The 21491-nt window shown below is 73.0% G+C and carries 9 protein-coding genes; 4 read left to right on the top strand and 5 right to left on the bottom strand.

What is annotated here, in order from left to right; genetic code table 11:
• Nucleotides 1–24: 24 nt before the first annotated feature.
• Nucleotides 25–1161: a galactokinase gene (galK, locus tag OG589_RS24135; protein ID WP_405139758.1), complete on the bottom strand. Its 1137-nt coding sequence runs from the start codon at nucleotides 1159–1161 to the stop codon at nucleotides 25–27.
• Nucleotides 1162–1238: 77 nt separating this feature from the next.
• Between galK and OG589_RS24130 the strand changes: the two genes are divergently transcribed.
• The 4 genes from OG589_RS24130 (at nucleotide 1239) to mshB (ending at nucleotide 5478) form a co-directional block, all read left to right on the top strand.
• The gene (locus OG589_RS24130; RefSeq protein ID WP_405139756.1) at nucleotides 1239–2204 is read left to right on the top strand and encodes a 1-aminocyclopropane-1-carboxylate deaminase/D-cysteine desulfhydrase; all 966 of its coding nucleotides are present in this window, start codon (nucleotides 1239–1241) and stop codon (nucleotides 2202–2204) included.
• A 28-nt stretch (nucleotides 2205–2232) separates the two neighbouring features.
• Nucleotides 2233–3060 (top strand): patatin-like phospholipase family protein, encoded by an 828-nt coding sequence (locus OG589_RS24125; RefSeq protein ID WP_405139754.1) that lies wholly within the window; start codon nucleotides 2233–2235, stop codon nucleotides 3058–3060.
• Between the two features lie 356 nt (nucleotides 3061–3416).
• Complete coding sequence (locus tag OG589_RS24120) at nucleotides 3417–4445, top strand: LacI family DNA-binding transcriptional regulator (protein WP_405139752.1); 1029 nt, start codon at nucleotides 3417–3419, stop codon at nucleotides 4443–4445.
• A 181-nt stretch (nucleotides 4446–4626) separates the two neighbouring features.
• On the top strand, nucleotides 4627–5478 hold the full coding sequence (mshB, locus tag OG589_RS24115) for an N-acetyl-1-D-myo-inositol-2-amino-2-deoxy-alpha-D-glucopyranoside deacetylase (protein ID WP_405139750.1): 852 nt from the start codon (nucleotides 4627–4629) through the stop codon (nucleotides 5476–5478).
• 53 nt (nucleotides 5479–5531) lie between these two features.
• Here mshB and OG589_RS24110 read toward each other — a convergent pair whose 3' ends face one another.
• The 4 genes from OG589_RS24110 to OG589_RS24095 all read right to left on the bottom strand — a co-directional run bounded on the left by OG589_RS24110 (nucleotide 5532) and on the right by OG589_RS24095 (nucleotide 21488).
• Complete coding sequence (locus tag OG589_RS24110) at nucleotides 5532–5915, bottom strand: hypothetical protein (protein WP_405139748.1); 384 nt, start codon at nucleotides 5913–5915, stop codon at nucleotides 5532–5534.
• Between the two features lie 86 nt (nucleotides 5916–6001).
• Nucleotides 6002–11737: an amino acid adenylation domain-containing protein gene (locus tag OG589_RS24105; RefSeq protein WP_405139747.1), complete on the bottom strand. Its 5736-nt coding sequence runs from the start codon at nucleotides 11735–11737 to the stop codon at nucleotides 6002–6004.
• Complete coding sequence (locus OG589_RS24100) at nucleotides 11734–18285, bottom strand: amino acid adenylation domain-containing protein (RefSeq protein WP_405139745.1); 6552 nt, start codon at nucleotides 18283–18285, stop codon at nucleotides 11734–11736. Before OG589_RS24100 ends, OG589_RS24105 begins: the two co-directional genes overlap by 4 nt.
• 2 nt (nucleotides 18286–18287) lie before the next feature.
• Nucleotides 18288–21488, bottom strand: coding sequence for a non-ribosomal peptide synthetase (locus OG589_RS24095; protein ID WP_405139743.1), 3201 nt, complete (start codon nucleotides 21486–21488; stop codon nucleotides 18288–18290).
• Nucleotides 21489–21491: the final 3 nt, after the last annotated feature.

Here is a 21491-nt window from a genome sequence, read left to right as displayed (position 1 = left end):
GAACCATCGCCCTGACCTGGTCTCTCAGGCGAGGCGGCGGGCTCCGGCGGCGGGGACGGCGGGAAGGAAGCGCGGGGGCGCCCAGCCCCGCCCCTCGTAGGCCTTCGCGATCTCCTCGCGCACCCTGTCGACCCGGTCGTCGGCCACCAGGGCGATCGCCGAGCCGCCGAAGCCGCCTCCGGTCATGCGGGCGCCGCGAGCTCCGCCCCTGACGGCCCCCTCGACCGCCACGTCCAGCTCGGGGCAGGACACCTCGTACTGATCGCGGAGCGAGATGTGGGAGGCGTTCAGCAGGGCGCCGATCTCGCGGACGGCGCCCGCGCGCAGCAGCCCGATCAGCGCCTGCACCCGGTGGTTCTCGGTGACGACGTGCTGGACCCGCTTGCGCTCGTCGCCCCCGAGCATGGACAAGGCTCCTGCGAGGTCGGTGACGTCGCGCAGGGCCTCCACCCCGAGGCGCTTGGCCGCGCTCTCGCAGTCGCGCCGGCGCCGGGCGTACTGACCGTCGGCGAGCTCGTGGTGGACGCCGGTGTCGATGATCAGGATCTGCAGCCCGTGGGCGGCCAGGTCGAGCGGGACCGCCCGGGACGCGAGGCTGCGGCAGTCCATGAAGAGGGCGTGGCCCTCCTTGCCGAGCGCGGAGGCGGCCTGGTCCATGATGCCGCAGGGCATGCCGACGAAGTCGTTCTCGGCCCTCTGCGCGAGCAGGGCGAGGTCGAGCCCGCTCAGCCCCAGGTCGTACAGGTCGTTGAGTGCCATGGCGACGGCCACCTCCAGCGCGGCGCTGGAGGACAGCCCCGCGCCCTGGGGCACGTCGCCGTCGATCACCAGGTCGGCGCCGCGCACGGCGTGCCCGGCCTGGCGCAGCGCCCAGAAGACGCCCACGGCGTAACGGGCCCAGCCCTCGGCCCGCTCGTAGTCGTCGATCACCTGGGGTCGGCCGGCGCCGGGCTCGGAGGTGGCCTGGAGGGAGAGCAGCGTGACCGAGTCGTCGTCGCGACGGCCCGCGACGGCCGTGACCCCCCACGGCACCGCGAAGGGCAGCACGAAACCGTCGTTGTAGTCGGTGTGCTCGCCGATCAGGTTGACCCGCCCAGGAGCGTGCCAGGCACCCTCGGGCTCGCGGCCGAACGCCGCGCGGAAAGCATCGACAGCACGCATCACGGCGGCTCCTCGTGTTCGGGGTCGGTCGTAGCCTACCGACCGCCCGCAGCCGGCTCTCGTGCCAAGCTGGCCCTGTGGACAACGGCGGGACGCTCCCCTCAGTACTCGCGCTGCGGCTCCCCAGCCCTCTGGAGGAGCTGCGCGACGACCGGCTGGGCGAGGTCCGCGTGTTCCTCAAGCGCGACGACCTGATCCATCCGGAGCTGCCGGGGAACAAGTGGCGCAAGCTCCGGCACAACCTCGCCGAGGCCGCGCGGCAGGGGAAGGGCACGCTGCTGACCTTCGGCGGCGCCTACTCCAACCACATCAGGGCGACCGCCGCGGCCGGGCACCACTTCGGCCTGGCGACGATCGGCGTGATCCGGGGCGAGGAGCACCTCCCGCTCAACCCCTCGCTGGCGTACGCCGTGTCGCGCGGCATGCGGCTCACCTACCTCGACCGTTCCACCTACCGCGCCAAGGACTCCCCGGAAGTGATCAACCGGTTGCGCGCCGAGTGGGGTGATTTCTACCTGCTCCCCGAGGGCGGCAGCAACGCGCTCGCGGTTCGGGGCTGCGCCGAACTGCCCGCGGAGGTCGCGGCCCAGCTCCGGGACGCGAGTCCCGAAGGCGCGGGCGGCGGGCGGCCGTTCGACGTGATCTGCTGCGCGTGCGGCACGGGCGGCACTTTGGCCGGCATCGCCTCGGCGCTCCCTCCGGGGTGCCGGGCCGTGGGCTTCCCCGTGCTGAAGGGCGGCGAGTACCTGGCCGGCGAGGTGGAGCGGCTGCAATGCGAGGCCTTCGGGACGTCCTCGCCGGGCTGGAGCCTCGAATGCGGCTTCCACTTCGGCGGTTTCGCAAGGACGACCAGGGAGCTCGGCGCGTTCATCGAGGACTTCGCGGCACGGCACGGCCAGACGCTCGACCGGGTCTACGTGGCCAAGATGATGTACGGCATCTTCGAGCTGGTGGCCAGGGGGGCGTTCCCGCCGGGCACCCGGCTCGTGGCGGTCGTCACCGACGGTCCGGGCCCAGGCCAGGGCTCCGGACGGCTAGCATGATCTTCCGGAACGAGGCAGGGGATCTGTCATGACAAAGCGTGCTTTGGTGCTTGGTGGCGGCGGGGTGGCGGGCATCGCCTGGGAGACGGGAGTCCTCGCCGGGCTGGCGGAGGGCGGCATCAACTGCCGCACCGCCGACAAGATCGTCGGTACGTCCGCGGGCGCCACCGTCGCCGCCCAGATGACCAGCGGCGTCCCGCTCGACGAGCTCTACCGGCGCCAGGCCGACCCGGCCCTGCAGAACAAGGAGCTGCCGAGCGGCATCTCGGTCGAGGAGCTGGTGTCCTCGTTCGAGGCCCTCTACCAGCGGACGCGGGACCTCGCCCAGGTGCGCAAGGAGGTCGGCGAGCTGGCACTCGCGGCCAGGACCGTCCCCGAGCCCGTACGGCGCGAGGTGATCGCGAACCGCCTTCCCCGCCATGAGTGGCCCGAGGCCGACATAGCGCTCGTGGCCGTGGACACCGCCACGGGCGAGCACCGCGTGTTCGACCGGGCCTCCGGGGTCGATCTCGTCGACGCGGTGGCGGCGAGCTGCGCGGTGCCGGGGGTGTGGCCCCCGGTGACCATCGGCGACGGCCGCTACATGGACGGCGGGGTCAGGTCCGGGGTCAACGCCGATCTGGCCGCCGGGTACGACCGCGTCCTGGTCCTCGCTCCCCTCGAAGACCCCCAGCTCGCGGGGCAGGTGGAGGCCCTCGGCGCCGGCGGGGAGGTGGAAGTGATCATCCCTGACAAGGCGTCGCTCACCGCCATGGGCGCCGACCCGCTGGACCCTGCCGTGCGCACCCCCTCCGCCGAGGCCGGCTACGCGCAGGGCCGGGACATCGCCGAACGTCTGATCACTTTCTGGATCTGACCGGTCTTGCGAAGCGTTGTGCGCGGTAGTGCGAAGCGGATGCTGGGGGATTGGTGTGTCTCGCTGACAGGGGTGGCGGGCGTGAGTTGCAAGTGCCTGTAAGGCAGTGCAAATCCGCGTCACATCGGCGCGACCCTCGATGCGACGGTCGCCGCTGACGTGCGGTCGGTGACATCTGCCCAGGTGGTAACGGGTAGGCGAGGGGCTTGGACGCCTGCGCCCGTCTTCGCGGGCCGACGGCGTCCTGGAGCGGGCACCGGCCGCCGCTCCGGTTGGACCGGTCCTGATGTAGACCGGTTTCACGCTAAGCCGTCGGAATGTAAGCGGCTTGCAGGTTTCCGACCTATGATTGCGCCGTGACACGGCGACTTGCGGAAGTGGCGAAGAAGGTCGGCGTCAGCGAGGCGACCGTCAGCCGGGTGCTCAACGGCAAGCCCGGTGTGGCGGACGCGACGCGCGCGGCCGTGCTGACCGCTCTGGACGTGCTCGGCTACGAGCGCCCCACCCAGCTCAGGGGCGAGCGGGCCCGTCTGGTGGGCCTGGTGCTCCCCGAGCTGGGCAACCCGATATTCCCCGCGCTCGCGGAGGTGGTCGGCGGCGCGCTCGCCCAGCAGGGGTTCACCCCCGTGCTCTGCACCCGCACCGCGGGCGGCCTGTCCGAGGCCGACTACGTGGAGATGCTGCTGGAGCAGCAGGTCTCCGGCGTGGTGTTCGCGGGCGGGCACTACGCCGAGGCGGACGCGCCGCACGAGCACTACTACCGGCTGCTGGAGCTCCGGCTGCCCGTGGTGCTGGTCAACGCCGCCGCCGAGAGCCTGGGCTTCCCCCAGGTCTCCACGGACGACGCCGTGGCGGTCGAGCAGGCGTTCGGCCACCTGACCTCGCTCGGCCACGAGCGCATCGGGCTGGTGCTCGGGCCTGAGGACCACATCCCCTCGCGCCGCAAGTACGCGGCCTTCGTCGCCTCGGCCCGCGCGGCCGGCGTCGAGGTGGGGCCCGAGTCGGTGGAGCGCACCCTGTTCTCCCCTGAAGGTGGCCAGGCGGTGGCCACCAAGCTGCTGAAGAAGGGCGTCACGGGCCTCATCTGCGGCAGCGACCCGCTCGCACTCGGGGCCATCCGGGCCGTGCGCCGGCTCGGCATGTCGGTGCCCGAAGACGCCTCGGTGGTGGGGTTCGACGACTCCGCCTTCATGAACTGCACCAACCCGCCGCTGACCACGGTGCGCCAGCCCATCGAGGCCATGGGCAGGACCGCCGTGACCCTGCTGGTCAGCCAGATAGAGGGCGCGTCGGTCACCGCGGAGGAGCTGCTCTTCGAACCTGAGCTGGTCGTCCGAGGCTCGACAGCGCCCGCCAAGATCCGTTCCACCGCCCTTGTGGAGTAGGGCCCCGGTTTCGGGCGCGCCGGAACACTCGGGAAGATGGACCCCCAAACCAACAACGCGGAACCTGGCAGGCGGCCTCTCGGCTCGATCCCGGCTCAGGACCCCGGCGGGCGCTCGCCCGTCCAGGGGTTCCGGCCGGGAGCCTTCAGCTCGGGACTCTTAAAGGAAAGGCAGGTCGGCCATGTCGCCCGATCGTCGAATTCTTTTCGTCCACGCCCACCCCGACGACGAGTCGATCGGCACCGGGGCCACGATGGCCAAGTACGCGGCCGAGGGCGCGCACGTCTGCCTGGTCACGTGCACGCTGGGCGAGGAGGGTGACGTGATCCCCGCCGAGCTGCGCCACCTCGGCGCCGACAGGGAGGACCGGCTCGGGGAGTACCGCGTGGGCGAGCTGGCCCGCGCGTGCACCGCGCTCGGCGTGGACGACCACCGGTTCCTCGGCGGGGCGGGGCGCTGGCGTGACTCCGGCATGATGGGAGCGGCCACCAACGACGACCCGTCGTGCTTCTGGCAGTCCGACCTCGACCTCGCGGCGGCGGAGCTCGTCGGCATCATCCGCGAGGTACGGCCGCAGGTGATCGTGACGTACGACGACAACGGGTACTACGGGCATCCCGACCACATCCAGGCGCATCGCGTGGCATGGCGGGCGTTCGAGAAGGCCGCCGACCCGTCCTTCGGCGATGGCGAGCCGTGGTCGCCGTCGCGCTTCTACGCCACCGCGACGCCGCTGTCCGTGTTGGAGAAGGCCGTCGACACCGGGCCGTTCGAGCGGCTGAAGTCCGTGGAGGACTTCGGGTTCGGCGTTCCTGACGACCAGGTCACCACGTACGTCGACGCGACCGCGCACCTGGATGCGAAGATCGCCGCCCTGCGGGCGCACCGCACCCAGATAAGCGTGGACGGCCATTTCTTCGCGCTGTCCAACAACGTGGGGCAGCCCGCGCAGCCTGTGGAGTACTTCACCCGGCTGGCCGGCGAGCCGGGTCCCCTCGGCGACGACGGCCGCGAGTCCGACCTCTTCGGCTGACCGCAGCTCAACCGCTCGCTCGCACGCGGCACCGGCCCGCCGCCGCGACCGGCTCAGGCGGGGAGGTCCGCGCGGGTCAGTCCCTGTAGGTGGCCGACCAGGCTGTCCAGGTCTTCCATGAACCAGGCGTCGCCCTCGAACTCGATCTCGACGTCGAGTCCGGACTCGATGGCGTCGATCAGGCGGACCATCGAGAGCGAGCCGACGCCCAGCGCCACGAACGAGCAGCCGGCGCCCAGGATCTCGGAGGCGGAGACCTCCCCGTCGCACGCTTCCGACAGGGCCTCCGCGAGCCATCTCCGCAACGCGGCTTCATCGGATGGCCCGACGGCCCGGCCGGACGCGGGCGCCTGGTCTCCGGACCCTGGCGCGTGGTCTCCGGACCCCGCGCCGGGGGTGGTGGGGCCGTGGCCCCCTTCGAGCACGATGTCCGTCATGGTGTGATCTTCCCTCATAACGCCCGTTTCCTCCATATCCGCGCCGTCTCGGGGGTTCGTGCCGTTCATCGGGCTCTCCTCGTTCCTCAGGTGGTCGTCCTGCCTATGGCCTCGGCTCCGACCAGGTCGTCCGGGGTCGCGTCGGGGATCTCCTCGTCGAACCCGGCCAGCGACCGCGTGCGGAGTGCCACCAGTGCCGTGCCGGCGATGCCGAGGGCGAAGACGACGTACATGAAGCCGATGCCGCGTCCGGGCCCGGTGCCGATCAGAGCACCGACGGTCGGCGCGAGGACCCCGCCCCTGGCCAGCATCGGCTCGAACAGCCCGCTCACGACGGGAGCCACCACGCCGAACCCCAGCGGCAGGGTGGACCACGAGATCACGGTGTTCAGCGCGAACACCCGTCCGTGGAAGCGCTGGGGCACCTTGACCTGGACGATCGTCGCGTAGATGCCGTTGAGCAGCGTCAGCCAGAGGGTCATCCCGAACGCGCCCGCCGCGATCAGCACGAGATCGGCCCGCAGGCCGGTCACGGCGGCGCACACTCCGAGGGCCAGGGTGCAGTAGAGAACCCCTCGCATGCGCATGCGGCGCGGGCCTCCCCACAGGCTCATGACCAGCCCGCCGAGGAAGCCCGCCATCCCCGAGAAGAAGGCCACCCGGCCGGTGTCGTTCAGTGTCCCGAACGACAGCACCAGCGGCGTGACCATGAGGAACAGCGGCGACAGGAAGACGTTCAGCCCGGCGAAGAAGAGCAGCATGGCGCGGAAGCCCCGGTTCCCCCACGAGTACCGGAATCCTCCGGCGATCTCCGCGAGCAGTGTCTCCCTGCGCCGGGCGGCCATGGTGACCGGGAACCGTACGAGGAGCAGCGTGCCGATCGCGACCCCGTAGCTCACGACGTCCAGGGCGATGATGCCCCCGAGGCCGATCACGGCCATGAGGCCGACGGCGACCAGGGGCACCACCAGTTGCGCCGAGGAGTTGACCATCTGGGCGATGCCGTTGGCGTGGCCGAGGAACCGTTTCGGCACGAGCTGCGGGATCGCCGAGGCGTACGCGAGACGCTGGAAGCTCAACGCGACCGACAGCGTGACCAGGGGCAGGTAGATGTGCCAGATCTGCAGGTTGCCCGTCCACAGCAGCGTCCCCAGCACGAGCTGGCTGCCCCCGGCCCCGATGTCCCCGGCCAGCATCACGCGGCGCCGGTCCAGCCTGTCGACGATCGCTCCCGCGAACGGCGCCACGAGCAGCCCGGGGACCAGCCCGAGCACGGCGAACAGTGCGAAGTTCGCGACCGAACCGGTGGTCTGGTAGATCCAGATCGGCACCGCGAACTCGGTGAACGCCGAGCCGAGGATCGACACGAGCTGCCCGGCGGCCACGGCGGTGAAGCGCCGCATGCTGGGCTCCGGCCCCGAGGAAGCGCCCCCGGCCCCCTGCCCCCGCCGCGACACCCCGGCCACCCACCACGTCGCGCCCTCCGGACGCCCCCCACCGGCTGAAGCGACCGGCGGATGTACGGAGCCGGGTGACGAGGTGACGGAGTCGAGGGATGGGTGGACGTGGGTGATGATCTGGGCGAGCTCTGCCGCCCGATATTTCAGGAAGAAGTGCCCGGCCTCGTGGATGACCACCAGCGCGGAGGTGTCCGCGAGGAAGTGCCACTCGCGGTAGCGCTCCTCGTGGAACTCGGTGGCAGGGTCGCGGTCACCGGCCAGAGTGATCACCGGCGCCCGCAGCCGTGCCACACCCACACCGCCGCCTGTGGCCGCGCCGCCGGTGCCGGTTCCGCCCGTGTACGGGCCGGCGCCGCCGCGGGGGTCGAGGAGGTCGGTGAAGTACTCCTCGGCGCGTTCCGCCTCGCGGCGCATGTTGCGGACGATGCGCTCGGCGTGCTCGGGTTCGAGGTCGCTCAGGTCCACGCCCATGGACGCCAGCCAGTTGGCGTAGGCCCGGTCGGAGGACACCGCCGCGGCCCGTGCCAGCCGCGACAGCGCCCGCGCCACCCGGCCGCGCGGCCGGGCGAACGGGAATGCGGCGCCGATGTAGACCGCGTCCAGCTCCCGCCCCGAGGACTCCAGGCGGCGGGCGATCTCGACCGTGAGCGCCGACCCCACGCTGCTCTGCCCGTACAGGACGAGCGGGCCGCTCACCCGCCGCAGGATCTCCTCGGCGCACCGCCGCGCCAGCTCGTCGAACGGTAGCGCCTCCTCCGCAAGCCCCAGGTCGTTGCCGGGGATGGCGATCGACAGCAGCCGGTGCCCGGCGGGCAGGGCCTGGGCGAGCGGCCGGTAGACGACGGCGCTGCCCCCGCCGTACGGCACGCACACGTACGTAACGGTCGCCGCGTCCGGCGGCAGCGGCGGGGTCAGCTCGTGCAGCAGCGGGCGCGCGGACCCGTCGGCGGACCCGCCGGACGGGCGTTCGGACGGGCGTTCGACCAGCGCGGCCAGTCCCCGTACCGTCGGATGCTGGAACAGGTCCATCAGCGAGACGCCGTCGCCGAGCGTGCGCCGCATCCTGGCGATGGCCTTGGTGGCCGACAGCGAGTGCCCGCCCAGTGCGAAGAAGTCCTCCTCCGCGCCGACGCCTTCGAGCCCGAGCACCTCCGACCAGATCGCCGCGATCGCCACCTCGGCCGGGGTGCCCGGCAGGGCCGCCGCCTCGTCCCGCGTCACCTCGGGGGAGGGCAGCGCGCGCCGGTCGAGCTTGCCGTTGGGCGTCAGCGGCAGCCGGTCGAGGGTCACCACCGCCTTCGGGACCATGTACGCCGGCAGCACGGAGGCGAGCCGGTCGCGGATCTCGCGTGGCTCCGTGTCCCCGACGACGTACGCGACGAGGGCTTCCCGGTCGACGACCACGGCGGCACGTACGATCCCAGGGTGTTCGAGCAGCCGGGCCTCCACCTCGCCCAGTTCGATGCGGTACCCCCGGAGCTTGACCTGGCCGTCGAGGCGGCCGAGGAACTCCAGCTGCCCGTCCGGCCGCCAGCGCGCCCGATCACCTGTCCGATAGAGCCGCCGGTCGCCCGGGGACGCCTCAGCCGCGACGGGCAGGCCGTACGGTGGGTCGTCGCCCGCCCCCGCCGCGACGGGGAGGCCGTACGGTGGGTCGTCGCCCGCCCCCGCCGCGACGGGGAGGCCGTCCGGGGCGGTGACGAAACGCTCGGCGGTGAGCTCGGGACGGTTCAGGTAGCCGCGGGCCAGCCCCGCGCCCCCGATGTACAGCTCGCCCGGCACCCCGGCCGGGACCAGGTTGCGCCATTCGTCCAGTACGTACGCCGAGGTCTCCGACAGGGGCCTGCCGATGGGCGGGCGCTCGCCGGAGTCACGGAGCTCCGCGCCCGTGGCGATGATCGTCGCCTCGGTGGGGCCGTAGGTGTTGACCAGCCGCACCCGGCCGCCGAAGCGCCGGTGCCATGCCGCGACCGCCGAGGGCTCCGACTGGTCGGCTCCGAGGATGGTCAGCCGCAGCCCCGGCGGCCACGCGACCGCGTCGATGTCGGCGACCAGCTCGTGCCAGTACGGCGTGGGCAGGTCGAGCACCGTCAGCGCGCTGCCCTCGGGGGTGGCGAGGAAGTCGGGCAGGAACTCGCCCCCGCTGGGGAGCAGGGTCAGCGTGGCGCCGGCCGACAGGCAGGGGTAGACCTCCTCGGCGTGGGTGTCGAAGCTGACCGAGGCGAACTGCAGCACCCGGTCGGCCGGGCTCAGCTCGTACGTCTCGCGCATCCAGGCCACCCGCGCCGCGAGCGCCGCGTGCGTGACGACCACGCCCTTCGGCCTGCCGGTCGAGCCGGAGGTGTAGATGACGTACGCGGCGCGTGCGGGATCAGGACCCGGAACCCCGGCCGGCCCCGGCTCCGCCGACGTCCATGCAGACCCCGGACCCGGTTCCGCGTCCGGGGTGAGGTGGGGGACGCCGGGGCGCCCCGGCTGCCCGTCCGGGGTGAGGTGCGGGATTCCGGGGAACCGCTTCTCCGCCCCGGCGTCGGCGACCAGCAGCCGTGCCGCGCTGTCGGCGAGCATGTACGCCAGCCGGTCGTCCGGATAGGCGGGGTCCAGGGGGAGGTACGCCGCCCCAGCCTTCCAGACGGCGAGCAGCGTCACGAACAGTTCCGGGGACCGGTCGAGGCAGACCCCCACGATCGACTCGGGCCCGGCCCCCGCCCTGCGCAGCGCCAGCGCCAGCCTGTCGGACCTCTCGTCCAGCTCGGCGTACGTCACCCGAACCCCTGACGCCCCCACATCGGCGACCCCCGAAGGCGCGGGGGTGTGGTTGTCAGAGGCGGCCAGTGCTATGGCATGGGGGGACGCCGTAGTGGCGGCGGCGATCAGTTCGGGGACGGTGGGGGCGGGGGACGGGCGCGCGGGGCCGAGGCTCCAGGCGGTGATCCGCTCCCGCTCCTCCGCGCCGAGCAGGTCGATCGCGGACAGCCGCACGCCCGGATCCGCGACGACCGCCCGCAGCAGGCGGACGAACCGGTCGGCCAGCGCGCCGATCGTCGCCCGGTCGAACAGGTCGGTCCGGTACCCGAACCCGAGGGTCAGGCCGTCCCCGTCGCGCCACGCTTCGAGGGTCACGTCGAACTTGGCCGCGCTGTAACCGCTGTCGAAGCCCTCGACGGCGATGCCCCGCATCGGCGCCGCCTGGCCGAGGTCGTTCTGGGTGTGCACGACGATCATGGTCTGGAACAGCGCGGAGCGGCTGAGATCGCGCTCCACCCGCAGGTCGGTCATCAGCCGCTCGAACGGGATCTCCTGATGGGTGAACGCGTCCAGCACGGTGGACCGCGTACGGTCCAGCAGCTCCCGGAAGGACGGATCGCCCGACAGGTCGCCCCGCAGGACCAGGGTGTCCAGGAAGTACCCGATGAGAGGTTCGAGCTCCAGCCGCCCGCGCCCGCCGATGGGCGAGCCGACGCAGATGTCCCGCTGCCCCGCGTGGCGCATGAGCAGCGTCTGGTAGGCCGCCAGCAGCGTCATGAACAGCGTGCACCTCTCGTCGGAGGCAAGGCGTTCCAGTCCGGCGGCCGTGGCGGCGTCGACCCTGAGCGTCACGGTGTCGCCGTCCGAGGTGTGCACGGCGGGCCGGGGCCGGTCCGCCGGCAGCTCCAGGGCCGGGGCGTCGTCCAGCTGTCTCCGCCAGTACGCGAGCGAGCGTTCCGCCGCCTCTCCCGCGAGCCGCTCGCGCTGCCAGATCGCGTAGTCCGCGTACTGGACGGGCAACGGCGTGAGCGGCGAGGGCTCGCCGGACAGGAAGGCGTCGTAGAGGGCCGCCAGCTCGCCGAGGAGCAGGTTGACCGACAGGCCGTCCGCCACGATGTGGTGGCACACCAGGCTCAGCACGTGGTCGTCGTCGCCGAGGCGCAGCAGCGTGACCCGCAGCAGCGGCCCCGTGGAGAGGTCGAAGGGCGTGGAGACCAGGCCCGCGACCACCCGGGCGGCCTCGTCCTCCGTCACCTCCAGGCACTCGACGGGCAGCGGTGACGGAGGGTCGACGACCTGGACGGGGGTCCCGTCCACGTCGGGGAACCGCGTGCGCAGCGTCTCGTGCCTGGCCACGATCTCGTCGAACGCCCGCCGCAGCGCGGGGACGTCCAGCGGGCCGCGCCACCGCTGGGCCAGGGACATGGCGAACGCCGTGTCACCGGGGTCGAGCTGGTCGAGGAACCAGATCCGTTCCTGGCCGAACGAGAGGGGGACGTTCTCGGTGCCGGGCGCCCGCACGGGGATCGACGGGGCGGCGGGCTCGTCCACGGTGGCGCGCCGGCGCAGGCGCTGGGCGAGCAGCGCCTGCTTCGACGGCGAAAGCGCGCTCACGGGGCCTCACCCTCCAGCAGCCGGGCCGCCTCCTCGTCGCTGAGCTCGGCCAGCTCCTCCGTCAGGACCCGCTCCACCTCCGCCGCCAGGTCGGCCACGGTGCGGTGGGTGAACAGCGCGCGGATGGGGACCTCGACGCCGGTGGTGGCGCGGAGCCGGGACCCCACCTGGACGGCCAGCAGCGAGTGGCCGCCGAGCGCGAAGAAGTCGTCGAACGCGCCGACCTCGCCCGCGCCCAGCACCTCCTGCCAGATCTCGGCCACCAGCGCCTCGGCATCGGTGCGAGGCGCCGTGAACGGGCGGCCGTCGCCGGGGTCTGGCGGCGGCAGCGCCCTGCGGTCGACCTTTCCGCCGGGCGTGAGCGGCAGCGCGTCTAGCACCACCCAAACCTCGGGCACCATGTACGACGGCAAGGAAGCGGCAAGCTCCCGCCGCAGCACCACCGGGTCCAACGGCTGGCCGGGGTCAGGGCCGGCCGGTCCGGCCACGTACGCCACCAGCGTTCCGTCGCGGGCGACCACGGCGGCCTGCCGTACGCCAGGATGGGCGAGGAGGCGTCCCTCGATCTCGGCCGGCTCGATGCGGAACCCGCGTACCTTCATCTGGTCGTCCAGGCGGCCGAGGAACTCCAGCCGCCCGTCCGCACGCCACCGCACCAGGTCGCCCGTCCGGTACAGCCTCCCCTCGCCGGGCCGGGTGACGAAGCGCTCGGCGGTGAGCTCCGGGCGCCCGAGGTAGCCGCGTGCGAGCCCGGCGCCGCCCAGGTGCAGCTCACCCGGCGCGCCGGGGGGCACCCGCCGCCCGTGCCCGTCGAGCACCACCGCCCGGGTCGCGCCGATCGGCCGTCCTATGGGCGGGCGTCCTGTCGTGTCGGCGGCCCCGAGGTCGGTGGCGGTCGCGATGATCGTGGCCTCCGTCGGCCCGTAGGTGTTCACCAGGCGCACCCGGTCGCCGAACCGCTCGCGCCAGCGGGCCACGGCGGCGGCGTGGGCCTGCTCGCCGCCGAGGATGACCAGGCGCAGCGCGTCGGGCCACGCCACCCGGTCGAGCTGGTCCACGAGCTGGTGCCAGTACGCGGTCGGCAGGTCCAGCACCGTGACCTCGCGGCCCCGGGGCCCGGCGAGAAGCTCGGGCAGCGTGAGGGCGCCGCCGGGCAGCAGCTCCACGGTCGCCCCTGCGGCGAGCGCCGGGTAGATCTCCTCGGCGTGCGTGTCGAAGCTGAGCGACGCGAACTGGACCACCCGGTCCCCGGGGCCGAGCGCGTACGCCCGCTTCATCCATTCCACCCGGGCAGCCAGCGCCCGGTGTTCGACCACCACGCCCTTGGGCGCTCCGGTCGAGCCGGAGGTGTAGATCACGTACGCGGCGTCGCCGCCCTCCCGCTCGCCCGATACGGCGGTGCAGTCCGGTTCGGGGTGTGCTCCGGATGCGGTTGAGTCCGTTTTGGTGGCCGCATTGGGGTGCTGGGTGTGGGAGTTGCGGGTTTCCTCGATGACCAGCAGCGGGGTGTTCGAGGGCAGCAGGTGGGCCAGGTGCGTCCGGGTCACCACCACGGCCGCGTCGCTGTCGGCGATGAGCAGGCCGATGCGCTCAGCGGGCAGCTCGGGGTCGAGAGGCAGGTACGCGCCCCTCGCTCGCCACACGGCCAGCAACGCCACCACGGCGTCGGCCGAGCGGTCGACGTGCACCCCGACGACGCTCTCCCTGCCCACCCCGCGCTCGCGGAGCCGGTGCGCGAGTGAGGCGACCCTGCGGTCCAGATCGGCGTACGTCAGCGTCTCGCCGCCGCAGCTCACCGCCGTCGCGCCCGGCAGGGAGACCGTCACCGCCTCGATCATTCCGGGGACAAGGATGCCGGAGGTCCCGGTGCCGGCCTGCGGGGCTCCGTCTGGCTGCGGCTCGCCGGAGACGGTGACCTCTTCGAGGGCGCGCAGCCGGGTCTCGTCGCCGGGCGTGAGCATGGGCAGCGCCGAGATCGCGCGGCCGGGGTCCGAGACGATCGCGCGGCACAGGAGGGTGAACCTGGCGGCCAGGCCCGCGATGGCCGACTCGTCGAACAGCTCCGCGTCGTAACCGAGGACCAGCGAGAGCCCTTCGGGCCTGCGCCACGCCTCCAGCATGAGGTCGAACTTGACCTGCCGGTAGCCGGCGTCGAACCACTCCAGGTCCAGGTCGCCCAGAGCGGTCCGCGCCGCACCCTCGTCCTGGCTGTGCAGGATGGCCATGGTCTGGAAGAGGGGAGTGCGGCTGAGGTCCCGCGGCACGTCCAGCTCGGTCAGCAGCTTCTCGAACGGCACGTCCTGGTGTGCCAGCGCGGCCAGGACGGTCGCGCGCGTGCGGTCCAGCAGGCTCGTGAAGGAGGTGTCGCCGGACAGGTCCCCTCGCAGGACCAGGGTGTCGGCGAAGTAGCCGACCAGCCCCTCGAACTCGACGTGGTCCCGCCCCGCCGAGGGCGAGCCGACCAGGATGTCGGTCTGCCCGCTGTGGCGGGAGAGCAGCACCTGGTAGGCGGCGAGCAGCACCATGAACAGCGTCGCGCCGCGCTCGCGGGCGATGTGCTCCAGCCCGTCCGCCAGCTTGGCGGGCAGCGCGAACGCGTGGAACCCGCCCCGATGCCCCGATACCTCTGGCCTGGGATGGTCGGTCGGCAGCTCCAGTACGGGCGGTCCTGCGAGCCGCTCGCGCCAGTAGGCGAGCGCCGCCCCGTCGTCGCGCCCGCGCCGCCAGTGCGCGACGTCGCCGTACCGCAGCGGCAGCTCGGGCAACGCGGCGTCCGTCCCTTGGGTACGGGCGCTGTACAGCCGGGCGAGGTCGTCGCCGAGGATCGTGAGCGACCAGCCGTCCCCGGCGATGTGGTGCAGCACGACGCACAGCACGTGGTCGTCGTCCGCGAGTCGGATGAGGGTGACGCGGAGCGGAGCGGCGGCCGCCAGGTCGAAGGGGGCGTTGGTCCGCTCCGCGACGATCCGCCCGGCCTCCTCCTCGCTCCCGCCGAGGATGTTCCCGTCGTGCACGCTCCCGCAGTACACGTTCCCGTCGTTTCCGCCGTGGGTGTTCCCGCCGAGGATGATGTGCTCGACGGCCGGGCCTCCGGCGGGTTCGACGACGGCGACCGGGCCGCCGTCCCTCTCGGGATAGCGGGTGCGGAGGGTGTCGTGCCGTTCGGCGAGGTCGCGGAGCGCGCCGGTCAGCGCCTCGGCGTCGAGCGCGCCCCGCAGCCGCCACACCAGGTACATGTTGTACGCGGCGTCGCCCCGGTCGAGGCGGTGCAGGAACCACAGCCGTTCCTGAGCCGGGGAGAGCGGCGGTGGCGTGCCGTCGTCGGGACGCCGCCGCGGGAGCGCCCCGCCGGCCTCCGACCGATCCTGTACGGCCGACGCGTAGCCGGACACCGTCGGATGGGCGAACAGGTCACGGAGCGGGATCTGCACGCCGAGCGCGGCGGTCATCCGCGCGGTCACCTTGACGGCGAGCAAGGAATGGCCGCCCAGCAGGAAGAAGTCGTCGTCCGCTCCGAGGGGGCCGGCCTTCAGCACCTCGCCGAACACCTCGGCCACCCGGTGCTCCAGCGGTGTGCGCGGCGGCCTGCCGAGTCCCGTGGGCCGCCGGTCGGGCGCGGGCAGGGCGTTCCTGTCGATCTTGCCGTTCGGGGTCATGGGCAGGGCCGGAAGGGAGACCACCACGGCGGGCACCATGACGGCCGGCAACGAGCGAGCCACGTGCGCGCGCACCCCCGCCGCGTATCCCACGGCGTCGCCCGCGTAGCCCGGGGTGTCGCCCGTGTCGCTCGCAGTGTCACCCGCCGCATCGGTCACGACGTACGCGACCAGGGTGTCCGCGTGGATGGCGGCGACCGCGCGCCGCACGCCCGGGCAGGTCGCCAGCACCGCCTCGACCTCGCCCAGCTCGACACGGTGCCCGCGAAGCTTCACCTGGCCGTCGGCGCGGCCGAGGAACGAGATGCGGCCGTCGGCCAGCCACCGCACCCGGTCGCCGGTCCGGTAGAGCCTCGATCCGGAGGGGCCGAACGGGTCGGGAACGAACCGCTCCGCGGTGAGCGCCGGGCGGCGCAGGTAGCCGCGCGCGACTCCCGCGCCCGCGATGAACAGCTCCCCTGGCACGCCTGCCGGCACCGGCCTGAGCCGTTCGTCCAGCACGTACACCTGGGTGTTGGCCAGGGGACCGCCGATCGTCACCGTGTCCGGTTCCACGGGGACCCGTTCGCAGGTCGACCAGATGGTGGTCTCCGTGGGGCCGTACACGTTCCACAGGTCGCGCACCCGTCCCCGCAGCGCACGGGCCAGCACGGGCGGGAGCGCCTCCCCGCCGACGAGGGCGGTGACCGACGGGCGGTCGAACCCCGCGTCGAGCATCGCCTGCCACCCCGACGGCGTCGCCTGCACGTGGGTCACGGCGTACGCGGCCGCGAGCCTGGCCAGCGCGAGCGGGTCGGCCGCCTCCCGCGTCCCCGCGATCAGCACGTGCCCCCCGCTGACCAGGGGCAGGAAGAGTTCGAGCCCAGAGATGTCGAACGACAGGGACGTGAGGGCCAGCCAGAGGTGGCCGGGGCCGGAGCCGAGCAGCTCCTTCATCGACAGCAGCAGGTTGACCAGGGCCCGGTGCTCGATCGCGACGCCCTTGGGACGCCCGGTCGAGCCGGAGGTGTAGATCACGTAGGCCAGGTCGGCCGGGGTCGCCGTCGGCTCGGGTGCGGAGGCGGGCTCCGCGGCGAAGGCCGCCGGATCCTCGATCAGCAGGGCCGGGACGTCGCACTCGGGGAGCCGGTCGCGCAGGCGTTCCTCGGTCAGCAGCAGCTCGGCGCCCGAGTCGGCGAGGACGAACGCGAGCCGGTCGCGGGGGTACTCCGGGTCCAGGGGCAGGTACGCGCCTCCGGCCTTCATCACGGCCAGCAGTGCCACCAGCGTCTCCGGCGAGCGGTTGGCGCACAGCGCGACGAGCACGCCGGGCCGTACCCCCTCGCGCCGGAGCCGGTGGGCCAGCCGGTTGGCCGAGGCCTCCAGCTCGGCGTACGTCAGGGTGCGCCCCTCGAAGGTCACGGCCGTCGCGCCGGGACGGCCCGCGACCAGCTCGGGGAGCGTGACGTCCGGACGCGGGGCGGCGGTGTCGTTCCACTGGAGCAGGAGCCGCTCGCGTTCGACCACGTCCAGGAGGTCGAGGTCGGACAGGCGGCGGCCGGGGTCCTCGGTGGCCTCGATCAGCAGGGCCTCGAAGTGCCCGGCCATGCGTTCCACCGTCTCGCGGTCGAACAGGTCGGCGTTGTAGACCAGGGAGAGCCTGAGCCCGTCCTCGTCCTGGCGGAACTCCGCCGACAGGTCGAAGGTCGCGAGCCGCACGCCGGGGTCGAACGGCTCGGTGGTCAGGCCCGGCAGGGGCGGGAGGCTCTCGGCGTAGTTGTAGAGGATGAGCTGCGCCTGGAACAGCGGGGTCCGGCTCAGATCCCTCGGGAGGTTCAGCTCGCTCACGAGCCGGTCGAAGGGCAGGGCGTCATTGGAGTACGCCTCAAGGGCGCTGGTACGGACGCGGGTGAGCAGCTCGCGGAAGGTCGGGTCGCCCGAGAGGTCCACCCGGAACACGAGCGTGTTGATGAAGAGCCCGATCAGCGGCTCCAGCTCGGGTGTGCCCCGCCCCGCGACGGGGGTGCCGACGCAGATGTCCTCCTGTCCCGAGTAGCGGGCCAGCAGCGCCTGGTAGGCGGCCATGAGCGTCATGAACCGGGTGCCGCGCGTGCGCCGGGCCAGCTCGTCGATCTTCTTGCTCAGCGAGGCGGGCAGGAGGCGGTTGACGCTGCCGCCGCTGGAGGTGGTGACCGGCGGGCGAGGCCGGTCCGTGGGCAGCTCGAGCGTTGGGGCACCGTCGAGCCGCTCTCGCCAGTAGCCGAGCTGCCCGTCCAGCACCTCGCCCAGCCGCTCGCGCTGCCAGAGCGCGAAGTCGGCGTACTGGAGCGGCGGCGGGGGCAGGTCTGGTGTGCCGGCGTTCACGTACGTCCCGTACAGGGCGGCCAGCTCGCGGAAGAAGATCTGGCTCGACCAGCCGTCCACGGCGATGTGGTGGAACACGACGCACAGCACGTGCTCGCGCTCGGACAGTCGGAGCAGGCTCGCCCGGAAGGGATACTCGCCCGCGAGGTCGAACCGCCGGGCCACCCGCTCGGCGGCCATCGCCTTGGCCCGGGCCTCCCGCCCATCCACCGGCACCTCAGCCAGATCCACCACCTCCAGCCAGTCCCCCCCGACACCGGCATCCGCGGGAGAGGGGGGTGGGTCGATGACCTGGACGGGGTCGCCATCCTTGGCCGGGTAGCGGGTGCGCAGCACCTCGTGCCGCGCCACGATCTCCGCGATCGCCCGTTCCAAGGCCCCGGCGTCGAGGGGGCCGCGAAGCCGGTGGGCGAGGAACACGTTGTAGGCGGCTCCGCCGCTCCCCTCAAGGCGGCTGAGGAACCACATGCGCTCCTGGCCGTACGACAGGGGCGGGTCGCCGAGGCCGGCCGGGCGAGCGATGATCTCCCCGTGCGCGAGAGTTCCCATGATCAGCGCACCTCCCTGAGGGACGGCACCGGCGCGGCGCGCGTGGCCGGGATGTTCGCGATCTCCGTGAGCAGGTCGCCGAAGGTCGGGGCGTCGAAGAACAGGCTGAGAGGCACCTCCAGTCCGAGACGTTGCCTGACGCGGGACGCGATCTGCGTGATGGTCAGGGAGTGCGCTCCGAGGTCGAACAGATCGTCGTCCGGCTCGATGCCGTCGATGCGCAGCACTTCCTGGCAGATCGCCCGTATCTGCGCGGCCTGGCTCGAAAGGACCGTCTCCCCGCCCGGCGTGACGGGGGCGCCGTCGCCTCGCGGTGCGGGGTCGGGCAGCGCGGACCTGTCGAGCTTGCCGTTCGGCGTGAGGGGCAACGCGTCGAGCACGGTGAAATGGTCAGGGATCATGTACCTCGGCAGCCCGCGACCAAGGAACGCCCGCAGCCCGCCGACGTCGATACCCGAACCGTCCCCGGCCGAAGCATCTGTGGCCGGCTCGGCGTGTCGGAGGACGAGGTAGGCGGCCAGGGTGGCGTCTTCGTTCTCCGGGTCGCGGACGATCACCGCCGCCTGGCCGACCAGCGGGTGCTCCAGGAGGCGGGCCTCTATCTCGCCCGGTTCGATGCGGTGCCCGCGCAGCTTCACCTGGTTGTCGGTGCGCCCGAGGTATTCCAGGGTGCCGTCCGCGCGCCACCGCGCCCGGTCGCCCGTACGGTACACGCGGCCGCCGCCGAAGGGGCCGGGGACGAACCGCTCGCGCGTCAGGCCGGGGCGGCCGAGGTAGCCCTGGGCCACTCCCGCCCCGGCGATCACCAGCTCGCCGGGCACGCCGATGGGGGCGAGGTCGTCCTGGTCGTCGAGCACGTACACGGCCGTGTTGGCGATCGGCCGCCCGATGGACACCGCCTCGGGCTCGGCCGGTACGTCCCAGGCGGTGGACCAGATCGTCGTCTCGGTCGGCCCGTACACGTTCAGCAGGCGCTTCACCCGGCCGCGCAGCTCGCGTGCGAGGGGCAGGGGCAGCCCCTCGCCCCCGGCGAGCGCGACCACGTCAGGACCGTCGAAGCCGGCGGCGAGGAGCATCCGCCACCCGGAGGGCGTCGCCTGGACGTGGGACACCCGCTCGGACCTGATGAGCTCCACGGCACCCGGGCCCCGCGCCGCGTCCTCGCCGGCGACGACCACCCGGCCGCCCGTCACCAGGGGGAGCAGCAGTTCCAGCGCGGAGATGTCGAATGAGAGGGAGGTGAGGGCGAGCCACGCGTCCCCGGGAGCGGCACCCAGCAGGTCGCGCATGCCGAGCAGCAGGTTCGCCAGCGCGGAGTGCGGGACCGCGACGCCCTTGGGCCGTCCGGTGGACCCGGAGGTGTAGATGACGTAGGCGACGTCGGCGGGATCCAGCGAGCCCGTGACGGCGCCGGACCCGTCGTCCTCCGCGAAACCGGCCACGTCCGAGCTGATGCGGACCTGCCGCAGGTCGGTCGGGGTGGTGTCGTCGTCGGTGAGGATGGTCCTGACGGCCGCGTCCGTCAGGATGAAGGACAGGCGATCGGGCGGGTAGCCGGGGTCGAGCGGGAGGTAGGCGGCGCCCGCCTTCATCACGGCCAGCATCCCGGCGATCATCGTCCACGAGCGTCCCACGTGCAGGGCCACGAGCGTCCCCGGCCCCGCTCCTTCGCGCCGGAGCCGCCGGGCCAGCCCGCTGGAGACCGCGTCGAGCTCGGCGTAGGTCAGCCGCCGGTCGTCATGGACCACGGCCTCCGCGTCCGGGGTCGCGCGCACGCGCTCGGCGAACATCGCGACCACGGTCGCGTCCTGCGGGTACGCCACGCGGGTGGCGTTCCAGCCGGAGGACACCAGCTCACGTTCCTCGGGGGAGAGGACCGGCAGGTCACGTACGCGGGTGTCCGGCTCCTCGGCCGCCGCCGTGAGCAGCGCGACGAAGTGGCCGGCCAGGCGCCGCGCGTCATCGGCCCCGATGGCGCCCGCGTCGTACCGCAGGTCGGCCGACAGGCCGTCGGAGTTCTCGACGAACTGGGCGTTCAGCGTGTTCCTGACCGCGCCGGGGAACATCATCCAGTCCACGGCGGTGTCCACCCCGGCGAACACCGGCTCCTCGGCTCGCTTCCGGTAGCTCACCGAGACCGGCGTGAGCGCCCCGCGTGCCGTCAGGCCGCCGACGGCCTGGGTGAGGGGCACGTGCCGGAAGCGGTACAGCTCCCGCAGCTCCGTACGGACGTCGGTGGCGAACGCGCGGAAGGTCGTGTCGGGGGCGGGCCGCGCGGACAGTGGCAGCTCGTTGACGTACAGCCCGATGTGGTCGCGGGTCGCCTCCCCGCGCGTGCCGAGATCGAGCGCGAGCATGAGGTCGTGGTTGCCGTAGCGGTGCAGGAGCGCCCGCAGGGCCGCGACGACGAACTCGAACCGGGTGACGCCCAGCTCCTCGGCCGTCTTCACCAGCCGGGTCCACACCGTGCCGTCGAGCGCGAACCCGGCGTGCCCGCCCTCGCCCGTCAGCAGGCCCGGCCCCCGCGAGCCGGGCAGCACGACCTCGCCCTCGTCCCGCCACCTGGGCGTCCAGAAGTCCCGCGCCCCCTCCCGGTCGGCCTCGACCCGCGCCCTCTCGACCTCGGCATGCGCACCGTACGAGCCGCAGAGCCGCGACGGGACCTGGGCGTGCGCGCCGTACAGGGCGGCGAGGTCGTGGACGAGTACGTCCTTGGAGCCGCCGTCGAAGACCAGGTGGTGGGCCACGAACAGCAGCACGTGCCGCTCGGGGGCCAGGGTGAAGAGCGTGAACCTGGCCAGCGGTCCCCGTTCCGGCTCGAACTCCCGAGAGACCTCCCGCCGGACGAGCTCGTCCAGAGACGCCGCCGGCTGAACGGGTTCGTCCAGTGAGGCCGCGCCCCGGACGGGTTCGCCGAGAGGGGCCGCTTGCTTGCCGCCGGAGTCCGGGGTCCCGGCTGAGAGGTCGTGGTGGGTGATCGGCGGTGGGGTGGGGGAGGGGCGTAGGAACAGGACCCCGTCCTCCTCCCGCACGCGGGCGCGCAACGTCTCGTGGCGGGCGACCAGGGCCGAACAGGCGGACAGCAGCGCCGTGGTGTCGAGCGCGCCCTCGAAGTGGATGGCGAGGGGCAGGTGGTACGCGGGACCGGGGACGCCCGTCCGCTCGGCGACCCAGACACCGTGCTGGGCGAATGAAGCCTGCATCAG

This window comes from Sphaerisporangium sp. NBC_01403, assembly GCF_045040145.1.
GTDB classification, from domain to species: domain Bacteria; phylum Actinomycetota; class Actinomycetes; order Streptosporangiales; family Streptosporangiaceae; genus Sphaerisporangium; species Sphaerisporangium viridialbum.
Note: the sequence above shows the minus strand (reverse complement) of the source record. Positions and strands in the feature narration are given on the sequence as shown.

Excerpts from the sequence above, each read along its gene's own strand:
- galK (WP_405139758.1), bottom strand. The coding sequence starts at position 1,161 with ATGCGTGCTGTCGATGCTTTCCGCGCGGCGTTCGGCCGCGAGCCCGAG.
- OG589_RS24125 (WP_405139754.1), top strand. The coding sequence starts at position 2,233 with ATGACAAAGCGTGCTTTGGTGCTTGGTGGCGGCGGGGTGGCGGGCATC.
- mshB (WP_405139750.1), top strand. The coding sequence starts at position 4,627 with ATGTCGCCCGATCGTCGAATTCTTTTCGTCCACGCCCACCCCGACGAC.
- OG589_RS24110 (WP_405139748.1), bottom strand. The coding sequence starts at position 5,915 with ATGACGGACATCGTGCTCGAAGGGGGCCACGGCCCCACCACCCCCGGC.
- OG589_RS24100 (WP_405139745.1), bottom strand. The coding sequence starts at position 18,285 with ATGGGAACTCTCGCGCACGGGGAGATCATCGCTCGCCCGGCCGGCCTC.
- OG589_RS24095 (WP_405139743.1), bottom strand. The coding sequence starts at position 21,488 with ATGCAGGCTTCATTCGCCCAGCACGGTGTCTGGGTCGCCGAGCGGACG.